Raw genomic sequence first — 25982 nt, forward strand, 5'->3', positions numbered from 1 at the left:
CTAGGGTGCATAGAAAAGAAGTCTCCTAGGACTTCATTTTTTCTATCCATACGGGAAGTAGCTCAGCTTGGTAGAGTACTTGGTTTGGGACCAAGGTGTCGCAGGTTCGAATCCTGTCTTCCCGATACTATGGCGGTGTAGCTCAGCTGGCTAGAGCGTCCGGTTCATACCCGGGAGGTCGGGGGTTCGATCCCCTTCGCCGCTATAATTGATCTTGTTGGACCTTTAGCTCAGCTGGTTAGAGCTCTCGGCTCATAACCGAGTGGTCGTAGGTTCAAGTCCTACAAGGTCCATTTTGTTATATTGTGGAGGATTACCCAAGCCCGGCTGAAGGGAACGGTCTTGAAAACCGTCAGGCGTGTAAAAGCGTGCGTGGGTTCGAATCCCACATCCTCCTTAGTAGGAATAGCGCGGGATGGAGCAGCTAGGTAGCTCGTCGGGCTCATAACCCGAAGGTCGTAGGTTCAAATCCTGCTCCCGCAATAGGTAGGCTCGGTAGCTCAGTTGGTAGAGCAATGGATTGAAGCTCCATGTGTCGGCGGTTCGATTCCGTCTCGCGCCATTTTTGAATAATTAAGCGGGTGTAGTTTAGTGGTAAAACTACAGCCTTCCAAGCTGTTGTCGCGAGTTCGATTCTCGTCACCCGCTTTGAACGGAGATGTTCACACCAAGTTTTTGAACTTGGGCGCGTAGCTCAGGTGGTTAGAGCGCACGCCTGATAAGCGTGAGGTCGGTGGTTCGAGTCCACTCGTGCCCATAATATTTTTGGAGAATTACTCAAGAGGCTGAAGAGGACGGTTTGCTAAATCGTTAGGTCGGGTAACTGGCGCGGGGGTTCGAATCCCCCATTCTCCGTATGTAAGGAGTGTAGCGATAGCTATCTCCTTTTCTGTTATCTGTGAATCTTGTGTGATAGATATTGTATCTATTTTGGAGTAGAGTGAATCATATGAAAAAATCCAAATTTCTTATTATGACTGCTGTTTTGATAATAATAACTTCTGTACTTTTGGTTACTACTCGTTCTTTAGGTGTGGTGAATGCAACTTCTAATGTTGTTTCTATTTTGGATAATATTATTTCAAAACCATTTAATTTTTTGGTGGATGTTAAATCAGATTTGACTGATTTATCACGGACATATAAAGAAAACAAGCAATTAAAAAAAGCTTTATTTAAAGCAGAAGAACAATCTGCTGATTCAGCTTCATTAAAAGATGAAAATGCTCAATTAAGACAACTATTAGAAATGAGAAATCTTTATGAGTCAAAAAAAACGGTTTCATCTGATGTTATCACGCGTATGCCTGTTTCTTGGTTATCTGAATTAACTGTCAATGCTGGTCGTCAAAATGGAATTCAAAATACAATGCTCGCGGTGGCAAACGGTGGCTTGATTGGTAGTGTGAAAGATGTCGCTTCTCATTCTAGCCAAGTAAATCTTTTAACAAATAATAAAAATGTTGATAATATTTCAGTAAGAATTCAAACGGAGACAAGCACAATTTATGGTGTGATTGTTGGCTACAGTAAAGAAAAATCTGCTTTTATTATCAGTCAGTTAAATAGTTCGGATACCATTAAAAAAGGTGAGAAAGTTGTGACCAGTGGTTTAGGAACGTACAACATTCCTAATATTCCGGTTGGAACAGTCCTTTCTGTTACTGAAAAATCGGACCATTTAACAAAAGAAGTCTTTGTAAAACCAAGTGCGGATTTATCAGATATTCGTGTGGTGACATTAGTAGGAAATTGATATGAAATTTTTTAAAAGCTACATTTTACCCTTTTTGGTTTTATTTGTTGTGATGTTAGTAGATGGCCATCTTTCAAATCTTTTAACTAATTTATTTCCAAATAATATCCACTTACTAAGTCATCTTTTGCTTATCTTTATTTTGTATATTTCGATAAATCTTTCAGAAAATACTAATTTTATCATGTTGCTGTTAATTGGTTTATTGTATGATGCGTATTATTTTCATATTATCGGCATTTCGACACTATTGTTGCCTTTAGTGGGGATTGTTATTAGTAAATATAATTCTGTTTTGATGTCTAATCGAGTTAGTCGTTTTTTAACAGTTGCCATTTTAGTATTTTTCTTTGAGGTGGCTATGTTCGCTTTGGCAAATGTTACCCATCTAGCTCAAATGTCTTTTGCAGATTTTGTCGTTTATACAATTGCTCCGACAATGGTCTCAAATTTACTATTCTTTTTGTTGCTTCAACCAATTTTGGAGAAGATATATTTATGATAAGATTTTATGATGAATTGGAAATAGAAATGTAACAAAGGCGTAACATACTCAGCGCCTTTTTTTGTTATACTTATAAATGTCTTATCGAATAGGAGTATAATTGTTTATGAAGAAAAAATTACTTACGTCAATCTTATTAAGTACAATGGTTTTTGCACAGGGAGCATCTCTTGTAAATGTACATGCAGATTCTACTGATGACAAAATCGCTGCACAAGATAGCAAAATTAATAGTTTGAATGATCAACAAAAATCAGCTCAAGCTCAAGTAGATCAAATTCAAGCTCAAGTTTCATCTATTCAATCTCAACAAGAAAAATTGAAAGCTGAAAACGAAAAACTTCAAGCTGAATCAACAAAATTATCGGCTGAAATCGAAACGTTGTCTAAGAATATTGTAGCGCGTAATGAATCATTGGCTAATCAAGCACGTAGTGCTCAAACGAGCGGTACAGCTACAAGCTATATCAATACAATTGTAAATTCAAAATCGATTACAGAAGCTATTTCACGTGTTTCTGCGATGAGTGAAATTGTTTCAGCAAACAATAAAATGTTGGAACAACAAAAACAAGATAAAAAAGCTATTTCTGAAAAACAAGTAGCAAATAATGAAGCGATAAATACTGTTATCGCAAATCAACAAACACTTGCAAATGATGCAAAAACATTGTCTACTAAGCAAGCTGAACTAAAAGCAGCGCAGTTGAATCTTGCTGCAGAAAAAGCAACTGCTGAAGGTGAAAAGAACTCATTGTTGGCACAAAAAGCAGCAGCACAAAAGGCAGCTGAAGAGGCAGCAGCACAAGAAGCAGCGTATAAAGCACAGCAGGCAGCGCAAGAACAAGCTGTAGCTTCTTCTGCTAATACAAGTTTTGCAGCCCAAGTACAAGCTGTAAACAACAATAGTGGTACAGCATCTACGCCAACTCAAACAAATGTGACGCAGCAAGCAGCAACAACTACTACTAGAACTGTGAGCCGTCCTACATATAGTTCATCTGCTTCAACTTATCCAGTTGGTCAATGTACATGGGGAGCAAAAACATTAGCTCCGTGGGCTGGTGATTATTGGGGCAATGGAGCTCAATGGGCAGCAAGTGCGGCTGCAGCTGGTTTCCGTACAGGTTCAACACCTCAAGTAGGTGCGATCATTTCATGGAACGATGGTGGTTATGGACACGTTGCTGTTGTAACAGCTGTTCAATCAGCTACAAGTATTCAAGTATCTGAAGCAAATTATGCAGGTAATCAAGCTATTGGAAATTACCGTGGTTGGTTCAATCCAGCTGCTGCAGGACAAGGCTCATTTACTTACATCTATCCAAATTAATGAATATAAAGATAAAAAGCGCATCTTGCGTTTTTTATTTTTAATTGAAAAATTCACTAAAAAGGGTTACAATGTTAAGTGGAGAAATTTGTAACTGACTTACAAAGAAACGAATATATACTGGAGGAAATCATGTCGTTTTCTGATTTAAAGCTTTTTGCTCTTTCATCTAACCAGGAACTGGCTAAACGTGTTGCTCAAGAGATTGGTATGGAGCTTGGAAAGTCAACTGTGCGTCAATTTTCTGATGGGGAGATTCAAGTAAATATCGAAGAATCTATCCGCGGAAAACATGTTTTTATCTTGCAGTCAACGAGCTCGCCCGTCAATGATAATTTGATGGAAATTTTAATCATGGTGGATGCTTTAAAGCGTGCAAGTGCTGAATCAATCAATGTTGTAATGCCTTATTATGGCTATGCTCGTCAAGACCGAAAGGCACGTGCTCGTGAGCCAATTACTTCAAAATTAGTTGCAAATATGTTGCAAGTGGCTGGTGTTGATCGTTTGCTGACAATTGATTTGCATGCGGCTCAAATTCAAGGATTTTTTGATATTCCAGTAGATCATCTTATGGGGGCTCCTCTCATTGCGGATTATTTTGAACGTCGTGGGATGACAGGTAGCGATTATGTAGTTGTTAGCCCTGACCACGGTGGTGTGACGCGCGCTCGTAAATTAGCTGAATTTTTGAAAACACCGATTGCTATTATTGATAAGCGCCGTAGTGTAGATAAGATGAATACGAGTGAGGTGATGAATATCATCGGTAAAGTAGAAGGCAAAACTTGTATTTTAATTGACGATATGATTGATACAGCTGGGACAATTTGCCATGCTGCTGATGCGCTTGCTGAGGCAGGTGCGGTAGAAGTTTATGCAAGCTGTACTCATCCAGTACTTTCGGGTCCTGCTATGGATAATATTCAGAAATCAGCGATTAAAAAATTGGTCGTGTTAGATACAATTTATTTGCCAGAAGAACGTTTAATTGATAAAATTGAACAAATTTCGATTGCTCATCTTTTGGCAGAGGCGATTGTACGTATCCATGAAAAACGTCCTCTTTCGCCATTATTTGAAACTTTAACGGCTCTTTAATAAGAAATCTAGAAGGGAATCACTCTGATAGCTGGAGTGATTCTTTTGCTTCAATCAGATGATAAGTGATGAATTTTCTCAATATTATGATATTTTTGCTATGACTTAGGTTTTATAGTATAATAGTTCTATCAGATTTTGGAGGTAAGATATGGATTTGGCGAAACGTTTTAACAAAAATTTAGATAAAATTGAAGTTTCTTTGATTCGGCAATTTGATCAATCTATTTCGAACATTCCTGGAGTTCTTCGTTTGACATTGGGAGAGCCTGATTTTACAACTCCAGATCATGTAAAAGAAGCTGCGAAAGCGGCAATTGATGCAAACGAGAGTCATTATACGGGCATGAGTGGGTTGTTAGAATTGCGTCAGGCAGCTAGTCAATTTGTAAACGAAAAATACAATCTTTCTTATGACCCTGAAACAGAAATTTTAGTGACAATTGGGGCAACCGAAGCTTTATCTGCTACGTTGACAGCTATCTTAGAAGAAGGAGACAAGGTACTTTTGCCTGCACCTGCTTATCCAGGATATGAACCAATTGTGAATCTTGTGGGAGCAGAAATTGTCGAGATTGATACGACAGACAATGACTTTGTTTTAACGCCTGAAATACTGGAAAAGGCTATCTTGGAGCAAGGTAATCAGCTTAAAGCAGTGATTTTAAATTATCCAGCTAATCCGACAGGAGTGACTTATTCACGAGAACAAATGACTGCGTTAGCCGATGTATTGAAAAAGTATGATGTCTTTGTTGTTTGTGATGAAGTGTATTCTGAGCTGACTTATACCGAGCAACCACATGTATCTATTGCAGAATTTTTACCAGAGCAAACGATTGTGATTAATGGTTTGTCTAAATCGCATGCGATGACAGGCTGGCGTCTAGGTTTCACCTTTGCCCCAGCTGCTTTTACGGCTCAATTGATTAAAAGTCACCAATATTTGGTGACAGCCGCAAACACGATGGCTCAATTTGCAGGAGTGGAGGCATTGACAGCGGGTAAAGACGATGCAGAGCCAATGAAAAGGGAATATATTGAGCGTCGCGATTACATTATCGAAAAAATGACGGAGCTGGGTTTTAAGATTATCAAACCAGATGGTGCATTTTACATTTTTGCCAAGATTCCAGCTGGCTACAATCAAGATTCTTTTGCTTTTTTAAAGGATTTTGCACAAAAAAAAGCAGTTGCTTTCATTCCTGGTGCTGCTTTTGGTCAGTATGGGGAAGGTTATGTACGTCTTTCTTATGCGGCCAGCATGGATACGATAAAAGAAGCTATGAAGCGGCTTGAGGAATATATGGAGGAGTATGCTGAAATCCATCACAAGTAAAGGTTTGGTTCTCTATAATCGTAATTTCCGAGAAAATGATAAGCTGGTCAAAATTTTCACAGAGCAGGCTGGTAAGCGAATGTTTTTCGTGAAACATGCTAGAAATTCTAAGTTGAATCCGGTTGTCCAACCATTGGTAGTGGCCGATTTTTTGATGAAAATAAATGATGACGGTTTGAGTTATATCGATGATTATCAAGAGGTTACGACTTTCCAGCATATCAATCATGATTTGTTTACAATGGCTTATGCAACTTATGTGGTAGCTCTGGCAGACGCCAGTATTCAGGATAATGAAATAGATTCGGCTCTCTTTGCTTTTTTGCAAAAAACGTTGGAATTGATGGAGCAGGGCTTGGATTATGAGGTGCTGACCAATATTTTTGAAATTCAAATTTTGTCACGTTTTGGTGTTTCTTTGAATTTCCATGAATGCTGCTTTTGCCACCGAATAGGATTACCGTTTGATTTTTCTTTTACTTATAACGGCGTTTTATGTCCGGAGCATTACGACAAGGACGAGCGACGGAGTCATTTGGATCCCAACATTCCTTATTTATTAGACCAATTTCAAGCGGTTCAATATAGTGAATTGGAGACTATTTCTTTGAATCCTGAGTTAAAACGACAATTACGAAAAGTGATTGATCAAATTTATGAAGAATATGTTGGGATTCATCTAAAGCCCAAAAAATTTATTGATTCTCTGGGAGACTGGGGAGAAATTTTAAAGAACAAGGAGTCGAAATGAAAAAAATAGCAATTGATGCCATGGGTGGCGATTATGCTCCACAATCTGTCGTAGAGGGGGTTAATCGAGCACTGAACGATTTTTCGGATATTGAAGTCATCCTTTATGGAGATGAAGCAAAAATCAAGCAGTATTTAAAGGCAAGTGAGCGAGTTCGCATTGTTCATACGGATGAAAAAATCAACTCGGACGATGAGCCAACTAAAGCAATTCGCAAGAAGAAAAATGCCAGCATGGTGCTAGCGGCAAAAGCAGTAAAGGACGGAGAAGCTGATGCCGTTCTTTCAGCGGGGAATACTGGCGCACTCTTGGCCGCGGGATTCTTCATTGTTGGCCGTATCAAGAATATTGATCGTCCGGGATTGATGTCTACGTTACCAACGACAGATGGCAAAGGCTTTGATATGTTGGATTTGGGGGCTAATGCGGAAAATACAGCTCATCATTTGCATCAGTATGCTATTTTAGGGTCATTTTATGCTGAAAATGTACGTGGAATCAAACAACCACGCGTAGGGCTTTTAAACAATGGAACAGAAGCGAGCAAGGGTGATCCGCTTCGTAAGGAAGTGTATGATTTGTTAGCAGCGGACTCCTCGCTAAATTTTATTGGAAATGTGGAAGCGCGTGATTTAATGGATCATGTAGCAGATGTTGTGGTAGCGGACGGATTTACAGGTAATGCTGTGTTGAAAGCCATGGAGGGAACAGCCATGGGGATTATGAGCCAGCTTAAAAAATCTATTTTAGATGGTGGCTGGAAAGCAAAACTAGGTGCAATGTTACTGAAAGACAGTCTAAAGTCTTTGAAGAGTAGTTTAAATTATTCTGATGTAGGCGGTGCTGTTTTGTTTGGAGTGAAAGCACCTGTTGTTAAAACACATGGAGCGAGTGATGCAAAAGCGGTTTACAGCACGATTCGTCAAATTCGTACAATGTTAGAAACAGATGTTGTAGGAAAAGCAGTAAATGAATTTTCGGGAGAGGCAAAATGACAGAACAAGAAATTTACGAAAAAATTGTAGAGATTATTCAGGAAAGTCGTGGAAAGGAATTTCAAGTTTCTCAAACACTTAGTTTGAAAGATGACCTGCAGGCAGATTCTGTTGATTTGATGGAATTTATTCTAACTGTGGAGGATGAATTTGGTATTGAAATTTCAGACGAAGATATAGATGAGTTGAAGAATGTGAGTGATGTTGTCGCTTGCGTGCAGAAAAATTTGAAGAAAGCATAAAAACGAACTTTTTATTGACTAAATAAAGAAAATATGAGAAAACAGTTGAAACCCCAGCTGTTTTTTTGATGTTTGCGAATATTGTACGGCATTTTCTTGAAAATCCTTTTTGAATATGATAGACTTAAGTCAGAAAAACGTGAAAGGCGAATATTAAAATGACAGGTGATTTGTTATATTCGGGAAAAGCTAAAGATTTATTTTTGACAGATGATGAAAATCTTATTATTGCACATTACAAAGACCAAGCGACCATGCTTAATGGCGCTCGTAAAGAGACGATTAAAGGAAAGGGTGTTCTTAATAATCAAATCTCATCTTTCATTTTTACGAAATTGAATGAATCAGGTGTGGCAACTCACTTTGTTAAACAATTGTCAGAAACCGAACAATTGAATAAAAAAGTGGATATCATTCCACTTGAAGTTGTTTTGCGTAATGTCACTGCAGGCTCATTCTCAAAACGTTTTGGGGTAGAAGAAGGTATTGAATTAGATACTCCAATCGTTGAATTTTACTATAAAAATGATGATTTGGATGACCCATTTATCAATGATGAGCACGTAAAATTCCTTGGTATTGCAAGTGATGAAGATATTGCTTATATTAAAGCAGAAACACGTCGTATTAATGAACTTTTGAAAGATTGGTTCAGCCAAATTGGTCTTAATTTGATTGATTTCAAATTGGAATTTGGGAAGGACAAAGATGGCAAAATTATTCTTGCGGATGAATTTTCACCAGATAACTGCCGTCTTTGGGATGCTGAAGGTCATCACATGGATAAAGATGTTTTTCGCCGTGATTTAGGTAGTTTGACAGATGTTTACGAAGTTGTCCTTAAAAAACTCAAAGGGCTTAACTAAAAACTGTGATTTCTAATTAAGTAGAAAGAAGAATTCTAAAAAGGGTAAAAAATGAATAAACGAATTTTCGTTGAGAAAAAATCAAATTTTAACATTAAGGCTCAGGCGCTTGTTAAAGAACTCAAACACAATCTTCAATTAACGAGTTTGACCGATTTGCGTATTATTCAAGTGTATGATGTGTTTGGTTTGGCAAATTCGCTTTTTGAGCGTGCTGAAAAGCACATCTTCTCTGAACAGGTAACTGATACTATTTTGGCTGAAAGTGATGTGGTTGCTGAACTTGCTAACTATGCTTTCTTTGCCATCGAATCACTTCCAGGTCAATTTGATCAGCGTGCGGCTTCATCACAAGAAGCATTACTCCTTCTTGGCAGCAGTAATGATGTAACAGTTAATACGGCTCAACTTTATCTTGTTAACAAAGATATTGATACTGCTGAACTTGATGCGGTTAAGAATTATCTTCTTAATCCAGTAGATTCTCGTTTTAAAGATATTACGACAGGAATTGCACCGCAAGCATTTTCAGAGTCGGACAAAACGATTCCAAATCTTGATTTCTTCAAGACTTATACAGCAGTTGAATTTGCTAATTATAAAACTGAGCAAGGTTTGGCAATGGAAGTGGATGACCTTGTCTTCATCCAAGATTATTTCAAATCCATCGGGCGCGTGCCAACGGAAACAGAATTGAAAGTGTTGGATACTTACTGGTCAGACCATTGCCGCCACACAACTTTTGAAACTGAGCTGAAGCATATTGACTTCTCAGCGTCTAAATTCCAAAAACAATTACAGGCAACTTATGATAAATATATTGCTATGCGTGATGAACTTGGACGTTCTGAAAAGCCGCAAACGCTTATGGATATGGCAACTATTTTTGGTCGTTACGAGCGTGCCAATGGCCGTTTGGATGACATGGAAGTATCAGACGAGATCAATGCTTGTTCGGTTGAAATCGAAGTTGATGTGAACGGTGTTAAAGAACCATGGCTTTTGATGTTCAAGAATGAAACACACAATCACCCAACAGAAATTGAACCATTTGGTGGTGCCGCAACGTGTATCGGTGGTGCAATCCGCGACCCATTGTCAGGACGTTCTTATGTTTATCAAGCAATGCGTATTTCAGGTACTGGTGATATTACAACACCGATTGCTGAGACGCGTGCCGGCAAATTGCCGCAGCAAGTGATTTCTAAGACAGCGGCACATGGTTATTCTTCATATGGGAATCAAATCGGTCTTGCCACAACTTACGTTAAAGAATACTTCCACCCAGGATTCGTCGCTAAACGTATGGAACTTGGTGCCGTTGTCGGTGCAGCTCCTAAAGGGAATGTTGTTCGTGAAAAACCAGAAGCTGGTGATGTGGTTATTCTTCTCGGTGGTAAAACAGGCCGTGACGGTATTGGTGGAGCCACAGGATCATCTAAGGTTCAAACCGTTGAATCTGTTGAAACAGCTGGCGCAGAAGTTCAAAAAGGGAATGCCATTGAAGAACGTAAGATTCAACGTCTTTTCCGCAATGGCAATGTCACTCGTCTCATCAAGAAATCAAATGACTTTGGTGCTGGCGGCGTCTGTGTGGCTATTGGTGAATTGGCAGATGGTCTTGAAATTGACTTGGACAAAGTGCCACTTAAATACCAAGGGCTTAACGGAACTGAAATTGCTATTTCTGAATCACAAGAACGGATGGCTGTTGTGGTTCGTCCCAAAGATGTTGATGCTTTTATCATTGAATGTTATAAAGAAAATATTGACGCGGTAGTGGTTGCCACAGTTACTGAAAAACCAAATCTTGTTATGACTTGGAATGGTCAAACAATCGTTGATATTGAACGTCGTTTCCTTGATACAAACGGTGTGCGCGTGGTGGTTGATGCTAATGTTGTTGACAGTCAAGTTGACATGCCAGAACAACGTACCACCTCAGCTGCGACACTTGAATCTGATACTGTAAATGCTCTTTCTGACCTTAATCACGCTAGTCAAAAAGGTTTACAAACCATCTTTGATAGCTCTGTTGGTCGTTCAACGGTCAATCATCCGATTGGTGGTCGTTATCAAATCACACCAACAGAAAGTTCAGTTCAAAAACTTCCTGTTCAAAACGGTGTAACAACAACAGCGTCAGTTATGGCACAGGGATTCAATCCTTATATTGCAGAGTGGTCACCTTATCATGGTGCAGCTTACGCTGTTATTGAAGCAACAGCTCGTTTGGTCGCAACTGGTGCGAATTGGTCTAAAGCACGCTTTTCTTATCAAGAGTATTTCCAACGTATGGATAAACAAGCTGAACGCTTTGGACAACCAGTTTCAGCCCTTCTTGGGTCAATCGAAGCACAATTACAACTAGGTTTACCATCAATCGGTGGTAAAGATTCAATGTCTGGTACCTTTGAAGAATTGACAGTACCACCAACATTGGTTGCCTTTGGTGTGACAACGGCTGATAGTCGTAATGTTCTTTCGCCAGAATTTAAAACAGCTGGTGAATACATTTACTACATTCCAGGGCAAGCTATTTCACAAGACATCGATTTTGACTTGATTAAAGCTAACTTTGCTAAATTTGAAGCGATTCAAAAAGCACATTCTATCACATCAGCTTCAGCTGTTAAATACGGTGGTGTGGTGGAAAGTTTGGCACTTGCTGCTTTTGGTAACCATATCGGTGCTAAAGTAGAATTGGCAGAGCTTGCGACTAGCTTGACAGCACAACTCGGTGGCTTTATCTTTACATCTACTGAAGAAATCGCTGAAGCTAGCAAAATCGGTGAAACTACAGCTGACTTTACACTTACTGTCAACGGTGTCAACCTTGCGGGCGATAAACTTTTGTCAGCCTTTGAAAGCAAACTCGAAGATGTTTACCCAACTGAATTTGAACAAAGTACAAAACTCGAAGATGTTCCAGCAGTTGCTTCCGATGCTGTCATTAAAGCAAGTAAGAAAGTGGCAGAGCCGCTTGTTTACATTCCAGTCTTCCCTGGTACAAACTCAGAGTACGATTCAGCTAAAGCCTTTGGACAAGCAGGTGCAAAAGTTAACTTGGTACCATTTGTAACACTTGATGAAGCAGCTATTGAAGCATCTGTTGACACAATGGTTGACAATATCAGTAAAGCTAACATCATCTTCTTTGCAGGTGGTTTCTCAGCTGCTGATGAACCAGACGGTTCGGCTAAATTCATTGTCAACATCTTGTTGAACCAAAAAGTCCGCGCAGCTATTGACAGCTTTATTGAAAAAGGTGGCCTTATCATCGGTATCTGTAATGGATTCCAAGCACTTGTGAAATCAGGTCTTCTTCCATACGGTAACTTTGAAGACGCGACTGAAACAAGCCCAACTCTTTTCTACAATGATGCTAACCAACACGTGGCGAAAATGGTTGAAACACGTATTGCCAATACGAATTCACCTTGGCTTCTTGGTGTTGAAGTGGATGACGTTCATGCTATTCCAGTATCACATGGTGAAGGTAAATTCGTCGTAACAGATGAAGAATTTGCAGAACTTCGTGATAATGGACAAATCTTCAGCCAATATGTTGACTTTGACGGTAAACCAAGTATGGATTCTAAATACAATCCAAACGGTTCTATTAATGCGATTGAAGGGATTACCAGCAAGAACGGTCAAATCATTGGTAAAATGGGACATTCAGAACGCTGGGAAGACGGTCTTTTCCAAAATATCCCAGGAAATAAAGACCAACACTTGTTCCGTAGCGCTGTGAAATACTTTACAGGGGAATAATACTCGTCAAATATCAAAAGAAACTATGATTTCGGATTCTTTTGATAATGATTGAACATAAAAATGACAGAAAAATAAGAGGAAATGTCAGTGACATACGAAGTGAAATCTCTTAATGAAGAATGTGGAGTTTTTGGGATTTGGGGACATCCTCAAGCTGCTCAAGTGACTTATTTTGGACTCCATAGTCTTCAACACCGCGGTCAGGAAGGTGCTGGTATCGTGACAAACGATAAGGGCAAACTTCTTCAGTACCGTAATACAGGTCTACTTTCAGAAGTATTTAAAAATCCTGCCGATTTGGAAAAATTGACCGGGTATGCTGCAATTGGACATGTTCGCTATGCGACAGCAGGCTCGGCTTCTATTAACAACATTCAGCCATTTCTTTACAATTTTACAGATGAACAGTTTGGCCTTTGTCATAATGGAAATCTGACAAATGCTTTGTCGCTGAAAAAAGAACTGGAGGACCAAGGAGCGATTTTTAATGCCTCATCTGATACTGAAATTCTAATGCATTTGATTCGCCGTAGCCATAATCCTGAATTTATCGGTAAAGTCAAAGAAGCGTTGAACACTGTCAAAGGTGGCTTTGCTTACCTTTTGATGACAGAAGATAAATTGATTGCTGCGCTTGACCCGAACGGATTTCGTCCCTTATCAATCGGTCAGACGAAAAATGGGGCTTGGGTGGTTGCAAGTGAAACGTGTGCCTTTGAAGTGGTTGGTGCTAAATGGGTTCGTGATGTAAAACCAGGAGAACTTGTTATCATTGATGACAATGGCATTCAGTACGATACCTACACGACGGACACTCAGCTTGCCATTTGCTCGATGGAATACGTGTATTTTGCACGGCCTGACAGTGATATTTACGGTGTTAATGTCCACACCGCCCGTAAAAATATGGGAAAGCGTCTGGCACAGGAATTCCAGCATGAAGCAGATATCGTTGTTGGGGTGCCGAATTCATCACTTTCAGCAGCAATGGGATTTGCTGAAGAATCAGGTCTCCCAAATGAAATGGGCTTGGTGAAAAATCAGTACACACAACGTACTTTCATTCAACCGACACAAGATTTGCGTGAGCAAGGTGTTCGCATGAAGCTCTCAGCCGTATCTGGTGTTGTTAAAGGTAAGCGCGTGGTCATGGTTGATGATTCTATCGTGCGTGGAACTACATCACGCCGTATCGTTCGTTTGCTTCGTGAAGCTGGTGCGACAGAAGTTCATGTGGCAATCGGTAGTCCAGAATTGAAATACCCATGTTTCTACGGTATCGATATTCAAAATCGTCGTGAATTGATTTCAGCTAACCACACTAAAGATGAAGTTTGTGAGATTATCGGTGCTGATAGCTTGACTTACTTGTCAATTGACGGTTTGATTGAATCAATCGGTCTGGATACAGATGCGCCTAATGGTGGTTTGTGTGTGGCTTACTTTGACGGTAAGTATCCAACACCACTTTACGATTACGAAAAACCTTACCTCAAGAGCTTAGAAGAAAAAACAAGCTTCTATATTCATGAAGTTAATGAAAATAAATAGAACTGTTTAATAGCTCTGCTATTTCCCAAAAGGAGAAAAATATTATGACAAAAAATGCTTACGCTCAATCTGGTGTTGATGTTGAGGCGGGATACGAGGTTGTTGCTCGGATTAAGAAACATGTGGCGCGTACGGAGCGTCTTGGTGTTCTGGGGGCTCTCGGTGGCTTCGGTGGGATGTTTGATTTGTCCCAGCTGGATGTCAAAGAGCCTGTCTTGATTTCAGGAACTGATGGTGTGGGAACAAAACTCATGCTTGCCATCAAATATGATAAACACGATACAATCGGTCAAGACTGTGTTGCCATGTGTGTCAATGACATCATTGCAGCTGGGGCAGAGCCGCTTTACTTCCTAGATTACATTGCTACGGGTAAAAATGAACCTGCAAAGCTTGAACAAGTCGTTGCAGGTGTTGCGGAAGGTTGTGTTCAATCTGGTGCAGCTCTTATCGGTGGCGAAACGGCTGAGATGCCTGGTATGTATGGTGAAGACGACTATGATTTAGCTGGTTTTGCGGTTGGTGTCGCTGAAAAAAACCAAATCATTGACGGGTCAAAAGTTTCTGATGGTGATGTTCTTCTTGGACTTGCTTCCAGCGGTATTCACTCAAACGGTTATTCGCTTGTCCGTCGTGTCTTTGCTGATTACACAGGTGAAGAAGTACTTCCAGAACTTGAAGGCAAAAAATTGAAAGAAGTGCTGCTTGAACCAACACGTATCTATGTCAAAGCGGTGCTTCCGCTTATCAAAGAAGAATTGGTTAACGGTATTGCTCACATCACTGGTGGCGGCTTCGTTGAAAATGTTCCACGGATGTTTGCGGATGATTTAGCTGCTGAAATCGAAGAGGATAAAGTTCCGGTTCTTCCAATTTTCAAAGCTCTTGAAAAATATGGCAGCATCAAACACGAAGAAATGTTTGAAATCTTCAACATGGGTATTGGTTTGATGTTGGCAGTTAGCCCTGATAAGGTTGAGCGCGTGAAAGAATTGCTTGACGAACCAGTTTACGAACTTGGTCGTATTGTTAAAAAAGCTGATGCAAGTGTGGTGATGAAGTAGCACATTTTGCATAGAAAGATTGAGGAAAGGAGTGTTCGGTTTATTTGCTGAACTGAACACGGGACTAATTTTCTAGGAAAAAAGATAAACAGATTTGTGTGCGAGCACTCTTCATCTATTTCCTATTTTCTACGAAGATTTTCGGCAAGCCGAAACGTCCCTTTGTATCGAATTTATGAAAAAAATTGCCGTTTTTGCGAGTGGTAATGGGTCAAATTTTCAAGTCATTGCGGAGCAATTTCCAGTTGAATTTGTCTTTTCAGACCACCGAGATGCATATGTCTTAGAACGTGCAGAAAAACTCGGTGTGACAGCTCATGCTTTTGAACTCAAAGAGTTTGATAATAAAGCAGCTTACGAAGAAGCTATTGTTACTTTGCTTGAAAAATATGATATTGATGTGGTTTGCCTAGCTGGTTATATGAAGATTGTTGGTCCGACTTTGCTAGCAGCTTACGAAGGTCGTATCATCAATATTCACCCAGCTTATCTGCCAGAATTTCCAGGGGCTCATGGTATTGATGATGCTTGGGAAGCAGGTGTTGACCAATCTGGTGTTACCATTCACTGGGTTGACAATGGTGTTGATACGGGAAAAGTGATTAAACAAGTTCGTGTGCCTCGTCTGGCTGATGATACCATTGACAGTTTTGAAGCTCGCATTCATGAAGCAGAGTATAAACTCTATCCAGATGTTTTGGAGAGCTTAGGAGTTAAGAAAAAGTAGTCCGTGTATTTGATAGCGTAGTTAGCTATTAGTATGCTGCCTTATAAGGAGATTATGATGATAAAAAAGATTTTGGTGTTTGTATTAACTTTTATTGTCGTTGCCTTTATAGTAAATGTACTTATTTGGTAATCTTGAAAATCCGTTACGCCTTTGCTTGGCTTATTCTATCGGGCTTATTGCCAGTATTGCTATTTAGTGGTTTATATTTTACAAAAAGAAGTAGAAAGTAGGACTGAAATGACAAAACGTGCACTAATCAGTGTTTCAGACAAAGCGGGCATTGTTGAATTTGCTCAAGAATTAAAAAAACTTGGTTGGGATATTATCTCAACTGGCGGAACAAAAGTTACGCTTGATAAAGCAGGCGTTGATACTATCGCCATTGATGATGTAACGGGCTTCCCAGAAATGATGGACGGTCGTGTGAAAACACTTCATCCAAATATTCACGGCGGCCTTTTGGCTCGTCGCGATCTTGACAGTCATCTTCAAGCCGCAAAAGATAACCACATTGAATTGATTGACCTTGTTGTGGTTAACCTTTACCCATTCAAAGAAACTATTCTGAAATCAGATGTGACTTACGCTGATGCGGTTGAAAATATTGATATCGGTGGTCCTTCCATGCTTCGCTCTGCTGCTAAAAACCATGCTAGTGTTACAGTTGTCGTTGACCCAGCTGATTACGCTGTTGTTTTGGATGAATTGTCAGCTAATGGTGAAACAAACTTTGAAACTCGTAGGCGCCTGGCAGCAAAAGTTTTCCGTCATACAGCAGCTTATGACGCTTTAATTGCAGAATATTTCACAAAACAAATTGGTGAAACAAAACCTGAAAAACTCACAATCACTTACGATTTGAAACAACCAATGCGCTATGGTGAAAACCCTCAACAAGACGCTGATTTCTACCAAAAAGCTTTGCCAACAGATTACTCAATTGCTTCTGCTAAACAATTGAATGGTAAAGAATTGTCATTTAACAACATCCGTGACGCTGACGCTGCAATCCGCATTATCCGTGATTTCAAAGACCGTCCCACTGTTGTTGCCCTTAAACACATGAATCCGTGTGGTATCGGACAAGCTGATGATATTGAAACAGCTTGGGACTACGCTTATGAATCAGACCCAGTTTCAATCTTTGGTGGTATTGTTGTGCTGAATCGTGAAGTTGACGCCGCAACAGCTAAGAAAATGCACGCTATCTTCCTTGAAATCATCATTGCACCAAGTTATTCAGAAGAAGCCCTTGAAATCTTGACAACTAAGAAGAAAAATTTGCGTATTCTTCAATTGCCATTTGAAGCTCAAGAAGCTAGCCAAGTTGAAAAAGAATACACGGGTGTTGTCGGTGGGCTTTTGGTTCAAAACCAAGATGTTATTGAAGAAAATCCAGCGGATTGGAAGGTTGTAACCAAACGACAACCAAACGACCAAGAAAAAACAGCACTTGAATTTGCTTGGAAAGCGATCAAATATGTGAAATCGAATGGTATCATCGTGACAAATGATCACATGACATTGGGTGTCGGTCCGGGTCAGACCAATCGTGTCGCTTCTGTTCGTATCGCTCTTGACCAAGCCAAAGACCGCCTTGACGGGGCTGTTCTTGCTTCTGACGCTTTCTTCCCATTTGCTGATAACGTTGAAGAAATCGCAGCTGCTGGGATCAAAGCAATCATCCAGCCAGGTGGCTCCGTCCGTGACCAAGAGTCTATCGACATGGCTGATAAATACGGCATTGCCATGGTGTTTACAGGCGTACGGCATTTTAGACATTGAAAATAGTATAAAAACCTTGGATTGATTTTCCAAGGTTTTTTAAGTTGTTCAGAGGGACTTATTTTGGATAAATGTAACTAACTGCTCCTTGTCCAGCTGCATGAGGATTGAACCAGCCGCGGAAGTTGCCAATATACTGTTTTCCAGCGTAGTTGGCCTCTTGAATCTGAATGCGTGTGTTTGAGGCAACGTGAGTAACAACTCCAACGTGACCGTAACTACCGTCTGTCCAACAAATAATAGCCCCTACTTGTGGAGTTGTACCGGTTTTAAAACCAGCTCGTCTGGCACTAGCAGCCCAGTCACCACCGTTGCCCCAGTAGTTACCAGCCCAAGGCGCAAGAGCTTTGGCGCCCCAAGTGCATTGCCCTTTTGGATAAGTCGTTGCTGCGGCATAATTTGGTTGGAAAGAGATAGCAGGCTTCTCTACTTGATAGCTCGTACCTGTTAGTCCAATTATTTGACCGTTGAGATTGCGGTAAACATGTGTATGGAAAAGGCCACTGCCAGTGTGTTTTTGCGTATCAACTGTGAATTTGTAAATTCCATTTCCAGCTTTAGTAGCGGTGTACCACTGAATATCATCTTGGCCGTTGACTTCAGACCAAGTCGGTAGGGTAATTGTTCCGTCACCGTAGGCATCTGTCACTGTCACCTCATAAAGATAAGTTGAGCGCTTATTGACAGATACTTTGGTTTTAATTTTTTCTGTGGACATAGCAACCGAATCCGTTGCGTAACTATGCTCGCTACCGTCTTTATATTTCACATAAATATGATTGGTGTACGTTCCGGACAAAACTTGATGATTGCGAATATCAAAGCTTGTCGTAAAGTTCCATCACCGTGATTAGTGGCTGCATACCACTTGATATTGCTTTGATTGCTCGTGCTCCAAATAGGTACTCGGACAGATTGAATCGGTTTGGACTTTGAAGTTTCACTAACTTTGACGGTATAAGTCCCTTGTTCTTGATTGATATTTTCAACAGAGAAGAATGGTTTTTGCTCTTCTTCAGAAGGCAATTTATCAGCATCAACTTGGGCAGTGATTCCAGCTAAGCCAGTAAACTCTGGTTTGACATAGCTTTCTCCGTAAAGATGAATGTGATAAGTTCCTGTGTCATAGTTGTGTTTTTTTAGCTCAACTCTAACATTGTAGCTTCCATCAGGATTTTTAGTAGCTGCATACCATTGAAGATCATCCTGTCCGTTGCGGTCAGACCAAGCCGGAACAGTTAGTTTGTAGATTGTTTTAGGAACATTTTTGATCTGAATATCCATGATACCAGGCTCAGGGAAGCTAGTCTGAATAGTAGGATTTGGTTTTTCAAGGTTAAAAGTGGTGCCATTTAATCCAATCATCTTTCCGTTTTTACTTTCATAAGTATGAACATGGTAAACACCGTATCCTTTATGATTGGATAAGTCAATTTCTGTTGTGTCTTGCCCTGCCGTATACCACTTGATGTCATCTTGTCCTTTTTCGTCAGACCAAACAGCGTGTAAAATATTGGCATTTGTTTGATCTTTGTTTCGAGTAAAGGATATTTGAGCAGTCTTTCCTAAAACGGTTGTAGAAACCGTGCCGCTAGTTGGTTTTTCTACTTTGAAAGTCGTTCCGTTTAAACCAACCATTTTTCCATTGATATTGATATAAGTGTGAACATGAAAGGTTCCATAACCAGTGTGCTGACGCAAATCAATAGCTGTAGTTGGTGTCTGAGGCGCAGAATACCATTTGATATCGTCTTGCCCATTTTCATCAGACCAAACAGCGTGGTAAATGGTGTAAGGAACTTGTGTCTGTGAGCGTGTGTAGTTAATAGAAGCTGTATTTCCAGAAACATTGACGGTAATGTTGCTAGCAAGAATTGCTGGATTTGAGCTTTTTTGAGCATTATCTGCTTCCGAGGCTTGAGCAGTTAGTTGAGCAGAAAAAACGCTCAACACAGCGCTGGATAGTAAAAATAATTGATTGTATTTTTTCATAAATCTCCTTTGAATAAATAATTTGGATAGTTCCATTTAGATTATTCGGGAAAAGATGAGAAAAATGGTAAGTTGGATTGAAAAATTAGAAAATGATAGCGAGATTTCATTGTTATCGAAATATTTCACGATAAACAAAGGCATAAACGAACATTTGTGGTATAATTGATATAAATAATTCGCAAAGAGGATAATCATGAAACTTTTGGTTGTTGGCTCAGGTGGACGCGAGCATGCTATTGCCAAGAAATTGTTAGAATCTCCGCAGGTGGAGCAGGTCTTTGTGGCTCCCGGAAATGACGGGATGACGCTTGATGGGCTGGATTTGGTCAATATCGGAATTTCCGAACATTCCAAGCTAATTGACTTTGCCAAAGAAAATGGCATTGCTTGGACTTTCATTGGTCCAGATGACGCTTTAGCTGCAGGTATCGTTGATGATTTTGAAGCCGCCGGTCTCAAGGCTTTTGGACCGACTCGGCTAGCTGCTGAGCTGGAATGGTCCAAGGATTTTGCCAAGTCTATCATGAAAAAATACGGTGTGCCGACAGCACGCTACGAAACTTTTTCAGACTTTGAAAAAGCTAAATCCTATATCGAAAATCAAGGTACTCCCATTGTGGTCAAAGCAGATGGTCTGGCGCTAGGAAAAGGTGTGGTCGTGGCCGAAACTGTGGAGCAAGCAGTGGATGCAGTGCACGAAATGTTGCTGGACAATAAATTCGGCGATTCTGGTGCGCGTGTAGTTATTGAAGAATTTCTTGAAGGAGAAGAGTTTTCTCTTTTTGCCTTTGTTAATGGTGATAAGTTTTACATCATGCCAACAGCTCAGGACCACAAACGTGCTTATGACGGTGACAAGGGCCCTAATACAGGCGGTATGGGCGCTTATGCACCGGTACCACAGCTGTCGCAAGCGATAGTTACTCAGTCGGTTGACACTATTGTCCAGCCGGTACTGAAAGGTATGATAGCAGAAGGGCGCTCTTACCTCGGCGTGCTTTATGCGGGGCTTATTTTGACTGCGGATGGACCCAAGGTCATTGAGTTCAATGCTCGCTTTGGCGATCCTGAGACGCAGGTTATTCTGCCGCGCCTAACCTCTGATTTTGCGCAGAATATCGCGGACATTTTGGAGGGCAAGGAGCCGGACATGACCTGGGCGGACAGCGGTGTGACATTGGGCGTTGTCGTGGCTTCTGAAGGTTATCCACTTGCCTACGAAAAAGGTGTGGTTCTGCCAGAAAAGACCGACGGTGGCATCATCACTTACTATGCAGGGGCTAAGTTTGATGAAAATGGCAAAGATCTGCTGTCCAATGGTGGACGGGTCTATATGCTAGTCACCACAGCTGACAGCGTCCAGGCTGCGCAGGAAAAAATTTATGCCCAACTCGACAAACAAGACACAGCTGGACTGTTCTACAGAACTGATATTGGGAGCAAGGCTCTTGAAAAATAAAAAATGTATACTAGTTAGTGCCTGTTTGCTTGGAGAAAATTGCAAGTACAATGGAGGCAATAATTATAATCAAGCTGTTATTGACTTTGTTGCGGATAAAGATGTCTTAGTAGTGTGCCCAGAAGTTGCGGGCGGTTTACCAGTTCCAAGAGAGCCAGTAGAGATTTTAAAAGGGCGGCCATGTGATGTCAATGGGAATTTTTATGATAAAGAATTTCAAGTAGGAATTGATCGCACATTGTCTAGCTTAGCTGAAAAAAACATTGACTTTGCTATTCTTCAGTCCCGAAGTCCCTCTTGCGGTGTCAATCAGATTTACGATGGTCGTTTTACTGGTCGAAAAATAGAGGGCAGTGGCCTTTTTGCGCAAGCATTAAAGAAACGAGGCTACAGAGTTATTGATGCTGAAGATATAATTACATAAAGTATAACGCTAGCTCAAGCGACCAAAGGTCGTTATGAAACTATGTCTGCTATTGCTGTGGTATTTTAGGAAAATTTATAGCTCAAAGGTCTACAAACGTAGTCAAGAAGATTTTTTAGATGTGATGCTAGCCTTTCCTCGACTTTTAAGAAAAGATGAGAAAAAGTGTAACATCACACGCAAGAAAGCTCACAACGACCTCACACAGCCTAAGGCAGGTTTGAAAAAAGGAGAATTATGCAACCAATTATTTCTATTATCATGGGTTCCAAATCCGACTGGGAAACGATGAAAAAGGCAGCCCAAGTTCTGGAGGACTTCGGTGTCGCTTATGAAAAAAAGGTGGTCTCAGCTCACCGTACGCCAGACCTTATGTTCCGATATGCTGAGGAAGCACGCGTACGTGGAATCAAGGTTATCATTGCAGGTGCTGGCGGTGCAGCTCACCTGCCTGGTATGGTAGCAGCTAAAACAACGTTGCCGGTTATCGGTGTGCCTGTCAAATCTCGTGCTTTGAGCGGAGTGGACTCGCTTTACTCTATTGTGCAAATGCCGGGTGGCGTGCCTGTGGCAACGATGGCTATCGGCGAAGCAGGCGCAACTAATGCAGCGCTCTTTGCTTTGCGCTTGCTGTCTGTTGAAGATGCTAAAATCGCTCAAGCACTGGCTGACTTTACAGAAAAACAAGGAAAGATTGCTGAGGAGTCTAGCAATGAACTCAACTAAAACGATCGGAATTATCGGTGGCGGTCAATTAGGGCAAATGATGGCGATTGCTGCAATTTATCGAGGTCACAAGGTCATTACACTAGATCCAGCTGCTAATTGTCCAGCTGCTCGTGTCAGCGAGGTCATCGTTGCCCCTTATAATGATGTGGCGGCTCTTCGTCAATTGGCTGAGCGCTGTGATGTCCTGACTTATGAATTTGAAAATGTCGATGCGGACAGCCTAGATGCGGTAGCTGATTTGGCAGATTTGCCACAAGGAACGAGGCTGCTACGTATCTCTCAAAACCGAGTACACGAGAAAGAGTTTCTTTCAAGCACAGGCGTGAATTTGGCTCCTTATCGCGTCATTCGCTCGTCTTCAGACTTGGGAAATTATGATTTTTCTGTCAAGCGTGTACTAAAGACAGCAACGGGTGGCTACGACGGTCACGGTCAAGTCGTCATTAGAGACGAGGAGAGTTTAGCGACTGCGCGTGATTTAGCAGACAAGACTCTTTGCGTGTTGGAAGATTTTGTCCCCTTCAGCATGGAAATATCGGTTATTGTGTCTGGAAATGGCACGGATTTGACTCTTTTTCCTGTTCAGGAAAATATCCACCGCAACAATATCCTTTCTAAAACGATTGTCCCAGCGCGGATTTCCCAAGATTTAGCGGACAAGGCGCTGCAAATGGCAAGAAAAATTGCCACAGAAGTCCAACTTTCTGGTACACTATGTATAGAGATGTTTGTGGCTGGCAGCCAGATTTTGGTCAATGAAATCGCACCGCGCCCGCATAATTCAGGGCATTATTCTATCGAAGCCTGTGATTTCTCACAGTTTGATACTCATATCTTGGGTATTTTGGGTCAGCCCCTGCCAGAAGTGACCCTTCATGCCCCAGCCGTCATGCTCAATGTTCTTGGTCAGCACATGGAAAAAGCTGCACAGTACGTCGCAGAACACCCTAGCGCCCACCTTCATTTCTATGGCAAAGAAGAAGCTAAACACAACCGCAAGATGGGACATGTGACCCTGTTTAGTGAAGGGCCAGATGAGGTGAGAGAACTAGGTGAGGGAATAGATTTTTAGAGGAGTTTGTTATGATTCAAATCATTGTTCATGCCTTTATTGAAAATGGAAAAGCAGGAATCGTTGAAGTGCTCTTTGCCAGCAAAGACGCTGACAAAATCCAAGCCAAATATGAGGAGCTGCAAAAACAGTACCCAGCAGACTACCTAGCAATCTATGACCTGCCACTGGATACAGACTTGAACACCTTAGAGCATTATCCATCGGTAGCGATAGGGAAAGAGGAATTTTAGGAGAAAGAAGAATAATGATTTTAGATATATTTAATAATGAAAATAATACTATTGAAACTGATACTCTTAGCATAAAAGAACATGCAATAGCTACTCAAAATGATGTTATTCAGATAGATAATATTTCTATGATGACAAAAGCAACATTGAATTTTAGGATTTCTTGGAAAGAAATAGTTTTTGTAATTGTAATGTTAATAATGTTTCCGATAGATTTTGTCCCGAATATAATTCCGATTGTTTTTTTAGCTTTGTATTGCTATATTGTATACAAACGTTACGAGAAACATCTCACAACAAAATATTACATAGAATTCAATTTAGGGTCCAGTAAAAGTTCTTATTTGTTTTTTAAGGAAGAAAAATTTCGAGATAAAGTATATGAAGTAATTAAAAAATCTTTTGGTGATAAAAATCAGGTTACTTTTATTGATATAAAACACCAACAAATTGGTGGGGAACAAAATATTTTTGAAACAGGTTCATATAAAACAATTGTATCAGGTAATGATAATTTAATTGGGAATGATTTTGGTTCAGATAATAATATTACCCTTAAAGGGGATAATAATATTAACTCGAATATTGTTACAGATTCTATTTTAGAAAAATCTAATATGAATATTGAGTTTCCATGGTCAGAACTTTCTAAACAACTTCAACAGATTGTTAATAATTCTTCAGTTCTATCTGAACAATCTGTTGAAATTTTAAAGAAGTTACTTGCTGCATCTGATAAAAATAAGGAGACTGAATTTACTATAATTGTTAAAGAAAATGCTTCGTTCTTTGATCAACAATTTATTAAAGATATAATATCAGGTACTTTAGGTGGTGTCATTTCATCAATACTATCAGGTAGATAAAATTTAAGGAGAAACAATAACATGATCAACCGTTACTCTCGCCCTGAGATGGCGAACATTTGGACTGAGGAAAATAAGTACCGTGCTTGGCTTGAGGTGGAAATTTTAGCTGATGAGGCTTGGACTGAGCTAGGTGAGATTCCTAAGGAAGATGTGGCTAAAATCCGTGCTAATGCAGACTTTGATATTGACCGCATTTTGGAAATTGAGCAGGAAACCCGCCACGATGTGGTGGCCTTTACTCGTGCAGTATCTGAAACGCTTGGCGAAGAGCGCAAGTGGGTTCACTATGGCTTGACGTCTACTGATGTAGTGGATACAGCCTATGGTTATCTCTACAAGCAAGCAAACGACATCATTCGCAAAGATTTGGATCATTTCCTCAACATCGTAGCGGACAAGGCGCGTGAGCACAAGTTTACCATCATGATGGGACGTACTCATGGGGTGCATGCGGAGCCTACGACTTTTGGGCTCAAGCTCGCGACTTGGTACAGTGAAATGAAGCGCAACATTGAGCGTTTTGAACATGCTGCCGCTGGTGTGGAAGCAGGTAAAATTTCAGGTGCAGTTGGAAACTTTGCCAACATTCCGCCATTTGTGGAAAAATATGTCTGTGATAAGTTAGGCATCCGTGCGCAAGAAATTTCAACGCAAGTCCTGCCACGTGACCTGCACGCTGAGTATTTTGCGGTACTTGCTAGTATTGCTACATCAATCGAGCGTATGGCGACTGAAATCCGTGGTCTGCAAAAATCTGAGCAACGTGAAGTAGAAGAGTTCTTTGCCAAGGGGCAAAAAGGCAGCTCTGCTATGCCTCACAAACGCAACCCGATTGGTTCTGAAAACATGACAGGTCTGGCTCGTGTCATTCGCGGTCACATGGTGACGGCTTATGAAAATGTGTCTCTCTGGCACGAACGTGATATTTCGCATTCTTCAGCGGAGCGTATCATCACACCTGATACGACGATTCTGATTGACTATATGCTTAATCGCTTTGGCAATATCGTTAAGAATCTGACTGTTTTCCCTGAAAATATGCGCCGCAATATGAACTCAACTTTTGGTCTTATTTACAGCCAGCGCGTTATGCTGAGCTTGATTGAAAAAGGCATGACACGTGAAGAGGCTTATGACTTGGTACAGCCAAAGACGGCTTATTCTTGGGACAATCAAACAGATTTTCGTCCGTTACTAGAAGCTGATGAAGCTGTGACCTCTCGTTTAACACCAGAGGAAATTGACGACATTTTTAACCCAATTTACTATACTAAGCGCGTGGATGATATTTTCCACCGTATAGGTTTGGATTAATATAAAATTAAAAATATCTTGAGGTAAAAACGTCTCCAAGATAAATAAAAAAGCAACGGAATTTACGCTGTTGCTTTCAGAATGTAAAC

At 40.6% G+C, this 25982-nt stretch carries 21 protein-coding genes, 9 tRNA genes and 1 pseudogene; 30 read left to right on the forward strand and 1 reads right to left on the reverse strand.

Annotated features, from left to right (window positions below; genetic code table 11):
* Nucleotides 1–51: 51 nt before the first annotated feature.
* From IYQ91_RS07465 to purH, 23 genes are all read left to right on the forward strand, one after another.
* Nucleotides 52–125, forward strand: a tRNA-Pro gene (locus tag IYQ91_RS07465).
* A gap of 6 nt (nucleotides 126–131) precedes the next feature.
* Nucleotides 132–205, forward strand: a tRNA-Met gene (locus tag IYQ91_RS07470).
* A gap of 14 nt (nucleotides 206–219) precedes the next feature.
* Nucleotides 220–293 (forward strand) — tRNA-Ile (locus tag IYQ91_RS07475).
* A 14-nt stretch (nucleotides 294–307) separates the two neighbouring features.
* A tRNA-Ser gene (locus IYQ91_RS07480) sits at nucleotides 308–397 on the forward strand.
* 12 nt (nucleotides 398–409) lie between these two features.
* A tRNA-Met gene (locus IYQ91_RS07485) sits at nucleotides 410–483 on the forward strand.
* A 6-nt stretch (nucleotides 484–489) separates the two neighbouring features.
* Nucleotides 490–562: transfer RNA gene (locus IYQ91_RS07490), tRNA-Phe, on the forward strand.
* A gap of 15 nt (nucleotides 563–577) precedes the next feature.
* Nucleotides 578–648, forward strand: a tRNA-Gly gene (locus IYQ91_RS07495).
* 35 nt (nucleotides 649–683) lie between these two features.
* Nucleotides 684–757: transfer RNA gene (locus IYQ91_RS07500), tRNA-Ile, on the forward strand.
* Nucleotides 758–767: 10 nt separating this feature from the next.
* Nucleotides 768–855: transfer RNA gene (locus tag IYQ91_RS07505), tRNA-Ser, on the forward strand.
* A 94-nt stretch (nucleotides 856–949) separates the two neighbouring features.
* On the forward strand, nucleotides 950–1756 hold the full coding sequence (gene mreC, locus IYQ91_RS07510; RefSeq protein WP_022526466.1) for a rod shape-determining protein MreC: 807 nt from the start codon (nucleotides 950–952) through the stop codon (nucleotides 1754–1756).
* Between the two features lies 1 nt (nucleotide 1757).
* Entirely contained in the window at nucleotides 1758–2258 is a 501-nt protein-coding gene (gene mreD / locus IYQ91_RS07515; RefSeq protein ID WP_195673496.1) for a rod shape-determining protein MreD, read from the forward strand.
* 109 nt (nucleotides 2259–2367) lie between these two features.
* The gene (pcsB, locus tag IYQ91_RS07520; protein WP_022526464.1) at nucleotides 2368–3594 is read left to right on the forward strand and encodes a peptidoglycan hydrolase PcsB; all 1227 of its coding nucleotides are present in this window, start codon (nucleotides 2368–2370) and stop codon (nucleotides 3592–3594) included.
* A gap of 132 nt (nucleotides 3595–3726) precedes the next feature.
* Complete coding sequence (locus tag IYQ91_RS07525) at nucleotides 3727–4695, forward strand: ribose-phosphate diphosphokinase (RefSeq protein ID WP_003027164.1); 969 nt, start codon at nucleotides 3727–3729, stop codon at nucleotides 4693–4695.
* Between the two features lie 151 nt (nucleotides 4696–4846).
* On the forward strand, nucleotides 4847–6034 hold the full coding sequence (locus tag IYQ91_RS07530) for a pyridoxal phosphate-dependent aminotransferase (protein ID WP_195673497.1): 1188 nt from the start codon (nucleotides 4847–4849) through the stop codon (nucleotides 6032–6034).
* The gene (recO, locus tag IYQ91_RS07535; protein WP_126466345.1) at nucleotides 6012–6785 is read left to right on the forward strand and encodes a DNA repair protein RecO; all 774 of its coding nucleotides are present in this window, start codon (nucleotides 6012–6014) and stop codon (nucleotides 6783–6785) included. Before IYQ91_RS07530 ends, recO begins: the two co-directional genes overlap by 23 nt.
* Nucleotides 6782–7780: a phosphate acyltransferase PlsX gene (gene plsX / locus IYQ91_RS07540; protein WP_195673498.1), complete on the forward strand. Its 999-nt coding sequence runs from the start codon at nucleotides 6782–6784 to the stop codon at nucleotides 7778–7780. The genes recO and plsX overlap by 4 nt, the downstream gene beginning before the upstream one ends.
* The gene (locus IYQ91_RS07545) at nucleotides 7777–8022 is read left to right on the forward strand and encodes an acyl carrier protein (protein WP_003036910.1); all 246 of its coding nucleotides are present in this window, start codon (nucleotides 7777–7779) and stop codon (nucleotides 8020–8022) included. Before plsX ends, IYQ91_RS07545 begins: the two co-directional genes overlap by 4 nt.
* A gap of 158 nt (nucleotides 8023–8180) precedes the next feature.
* A complete protein-coding gene (purC, locus tag IYQ91_RS07550; protein WP_195673499.1) occupies nucleotides 8181–8888 on the forward strand; it encodes a phosphoribosylaminoimidazolesuccinocarboxamide synthase in 708 nt (235 codons plus the stop codon).
* 51 nt (nucleotides 8889–8939) lie between these two features.
* Complete coding sequence (locus IYQ91_RS07555) at nucleotides 8940–12665, forward strand: phosphoribosylformylglycinamidine synthase (protein WP_195673500.1); 3726 nt, start codon at nucleotides 8940–8942, stop codon at nucleotides 12663–12665.
* Nucleotides 12666–12755: 90 nt separating this feature from the next.
* Entirely contained in the window at nucleotides 12756–14219 is a 1464-nt protein-coding gene (purF, locus tag IYQ91_RS07560) for an amidophosphoribosyltransferase (RefSeq protein ID WP_195673542.1), read from the forward strand.
* Nucleotides 14220–14260: 41 nt separating this feature from the next.
* On the forward strand, nucleotides 14261–15283 hold the full coding sequence (gene purM, locus IYQ91_RS07565) for a phosphoribosylformylglycinamidine cyclo-ligase (RefSeq protein WP_195673541.1): 1023 nt from the start codon (nucleotides 14261–14263) through the stop codon (nucleotides 15281–15283).
* A gap of 175 nt (nucleotides 15284–15458) precedes the next feature.
* On the forward strand, nucleotides 15459–16010 hold the full coding sequence (gene purN, locus IYQ91_RS07570; RefSeq protein WP_195673501.1) for a phosphoribosylglycinamide formyltransferase: 552 nt from the start codon (nucleotides 15459–15461) through the stop codon (nucleotides 16008–16010).
* Between the two features lie 240 nt (nucleotides 16011–16250).
* Nucleotides 16251–17798: a bifunctional phosphoribosylaminoimidazolecarboxamide formyltransferase/IMP cyclohydrolase gene (gene purH, locus IYQ91_RS07575; RefSeq protein ID WP_195673502.1), complete on the forward strand. Its 1548-nt coding sequence runs from the start codon at nucleotides 16251–16253 to the stop codon at nucleotides 17796–17798.
* Nucleotides 17799–17856: 58 nt separating this feature from the next.
* Here purH and IYQ91_RS07580 read toward each other — a convergent pair.
* Nucleotides 17857–19790, reverse strand: a pseudogene (locus IYQ91_RS07580) (GBS Bsp-like repeat-containing protein).
* Nucleotides 19791–19986: 196 nt separating this feature from the next.
* On the opposite strand from IYQ91_RS07580, the gene purD reads away from it, so the two are divergent.
* The 7 genes from purD (at nucleotide 19987) to purB (ending at nucleotide 25893) form a co-directional block, all read left to right on the forward strand.
* Entirely contained in the window at nucleotides 19987–21252 is a 1266-nt protein-coding gene (gene purD, locus IYQ91_RS07585) for a phosphoribosylamine--glycine ligase (protein ID WP_195673503.1), read from the forward strand.
* Nucleotides 21242–21676: a DUF523 domain-containing protein gene (locus tag IYQ91_RS07590; protein WP_195673504.1), complete on the forward strand. Its 435-nt coding sequence runs from the start codon at nucleotides 21242–21244 to the stop codon at nucleotides 21674–21676. Before purD ends, IYQ91_RS07590 begins: the two co-directional genes overlap by 11 nt.
* Nucleotides 21677–21913: 237 nt before the next feature.
* On the forward strand, nucleotides 21914–22402 hold the full coding sequence (purE, locus tag IYQ91_RS07595) for a 5-(carboxyamino)imidazole ribonucleotide mutase (protein WP_117645129.1): 489 nt from the start codon (nucleotides 21914–21916) through the stop codon (nucleotides 22400–22402).
* Nucleotides 22389–23477, forward strand: a complete 1089-nt coding sequence (purK, locus tag IYQ91_RS07600; protein WP_195673505.1) for a 5-(carboxyamino)imidazole ribonucleotide synthase — start codon at nucleotides 22389–22391, stop codon at nucleotides 23475–23477. The genes purE and purK overlap by 14 nt, the downstream gene beginning before the upstream one ends.
* A gap of 11 nt (nucleotides 23478–23488) precedes the next feature.
* Nucleotides 23489–23710 carry a hypothetical protein gene (locus IYQ91_RS07605; RefSeq protein WP_022526448.1) on the forward strand — a complete coding sequence of 74 codons (222 nt, stop codon included), beginning with the start codon at nucleotides 23489–23491 and terminating at the stop codon, nucleotides 23708–23710.
* Nucleotides 23711–23724: 14 nt separating this feature from the next.
* A complete protein-coding gene (locus IYQ91_RS07610) occupies nucleotides 23725–24576 on the forward strand; it encodes a hypothetical protein (RefSeq protein WP_195673506.1) in 852 nt (283 codons plus the stop codon).
* 21 nt (nucleotides 24577–24597) lie between these two features.
* Nucleotides 24598–25893 carry an adenylosuccinate lyase gene (gene purB, locus IYQ91_RS07615; RefSeq protein WP_195673507.1) on the forward strand — a complete coding sequence of 432 codons (1296 nt, stop codon included), beginning with the start codon at nucleotides 24598–24600 and terminating at the stop codon, nucleotides 25891–25893.
* Nucleotides 25894–25982 lie beyond the last annotated feature (89 nt).

This window comes from Streptococcus sp. HF-2466 (genome assembly GCF_015594645.1).
GTDB lineage: Bacteria > Bacillota > Bacilli > Lactobacillales > Streptococcaceae > Streptococcus > Streptococcus anginosus.

What these genes read in the sequence shown, in the direction of transcription:
- mreC (WP_022526466.1), top strand. Translation starts at nt 950, where the DNA reads ATGAAAAAATCCAAATTTCTTATTATGACTGCTGTTTTGATAATAATA.
- mreD (WP_195673496.1), top strand. Translation starts at nt 1,758, where the DNA reads ATGAAATTTTTTAAAAGCTACATTTTACCCTTTTTGGTTTTATTTGTT.
- pcsB (WP_022526464.1), top strand. Translation starts at nt 2,368, where the DNA reads ATGAAGAAAAAATTACTTACGTCAATCTTATTAAGTACAATGGTTTTT.
- IYQ91_RS07525 (WP_003027164.1), top strand. Translation starts at nt 3,727, where the DNA reads ATGTCGTTTTCTGATTTAAAGCTTTTTGCTCTTTCATCTAACCAGGAA.
- IYQ91_RS07530 (WP_195673497.1), top strand. Translation starts at nt 4,847, where the DNA reads ATGGATTTGGCGAAACGTTTTAACAAAAATTTAGATAAAATTGAAGTT.
- recO (WP_126466345.1), top strand. Translation starts at nt 6,012, where the DNA reads ATGCTGAAATCCATCACAAGTAAAGGTTTGGTTCTCTATAATCGTAAT.
- plsX (WP_195673498.1), top strand. Translation starts at nt 6,782, where the DNA reads ATGAAAAAAATAGCAATTGATGCCATGGGTGGCGATTATGCTCCACAA.
- IYQ91_RS07545 (WP_003036910.1), top strand. Translation starts at nt 7,777, where the DNA reads ATGACAGAACAAGAAATTTACGAAAAAATTGTAGAGATTATTCAGGAA.
- purC (WP_195673499.1), top strand. Translation starts at nt 8,181, where the DNA reads ATGACAGGTGATTTGTTATATTCGGGAAAAGCTAAAGATTTATTTTTG.
- IYQ91_RS07555 (WP_195673500.1), top strand. Translation starts at nt 8,940, where the DNA reads ATGAATAAACGAATTTTCGTTGAGAAAAAATCAAATTTTAACATTAAG.
- purN (WP_195673501.1), top strand. Translation starts at nt 15,459, where the DNA reads ATGAAAAAAATTGCCGTTTTTGCGAGTGGTAATGGGTCAAATTTTCAA.
- purH (WP_195673502.1), top strand. Translation starts at nt 16,251, where the DNA reads ATGACAAAACGTGCACTAATCAGTGTTTCAGACAAAGCGGGCATTGTT.
- purD (WP_195673503.1), top strand. Translation starts at nt 19,987, where the DNA reads ATGAAACTTTTGGTTGTTGGCTCAGGTGGACGCGAGCATGCTATTGCC.
- purE (WP_117645129.1), top strand. Translation starts at nt 21,914, where the DNA reads ATGCAACCAATTATTTCTATTATCATGGGTTCCAAATCCGACTGGGAA.
- purK (WP_195673505.1), top strand. Translation starts at nt 22,389, where the DNA reads ATGAACTCAACTAAAACGATCGGAATTATCGGTGGCGGTCAATTAGGG.
- IYQ91_RS07605 (WP_022526448.1), top strand. Translation starts at nt 23,489, where the DNA reads ATGATTCAAATCATTGTTCATGCCTTTATTGAAAATGGAAAAGCAGGA.
- IYQ91_RS07610 (WP_195673506.1), top strand. Translation starts at nt 23,725, where the DNA reads ATGATTTTAGATATATTTAATAATGAAAATAATACTATTGAAACTGAT.
- purB (WP_195673507.1), top strand. Translation starts at nt 24,598, where the DNA reads ATGATCAACCGTTACTCTCGCCCTGAGATGGCGAACATTTGGACTGAG.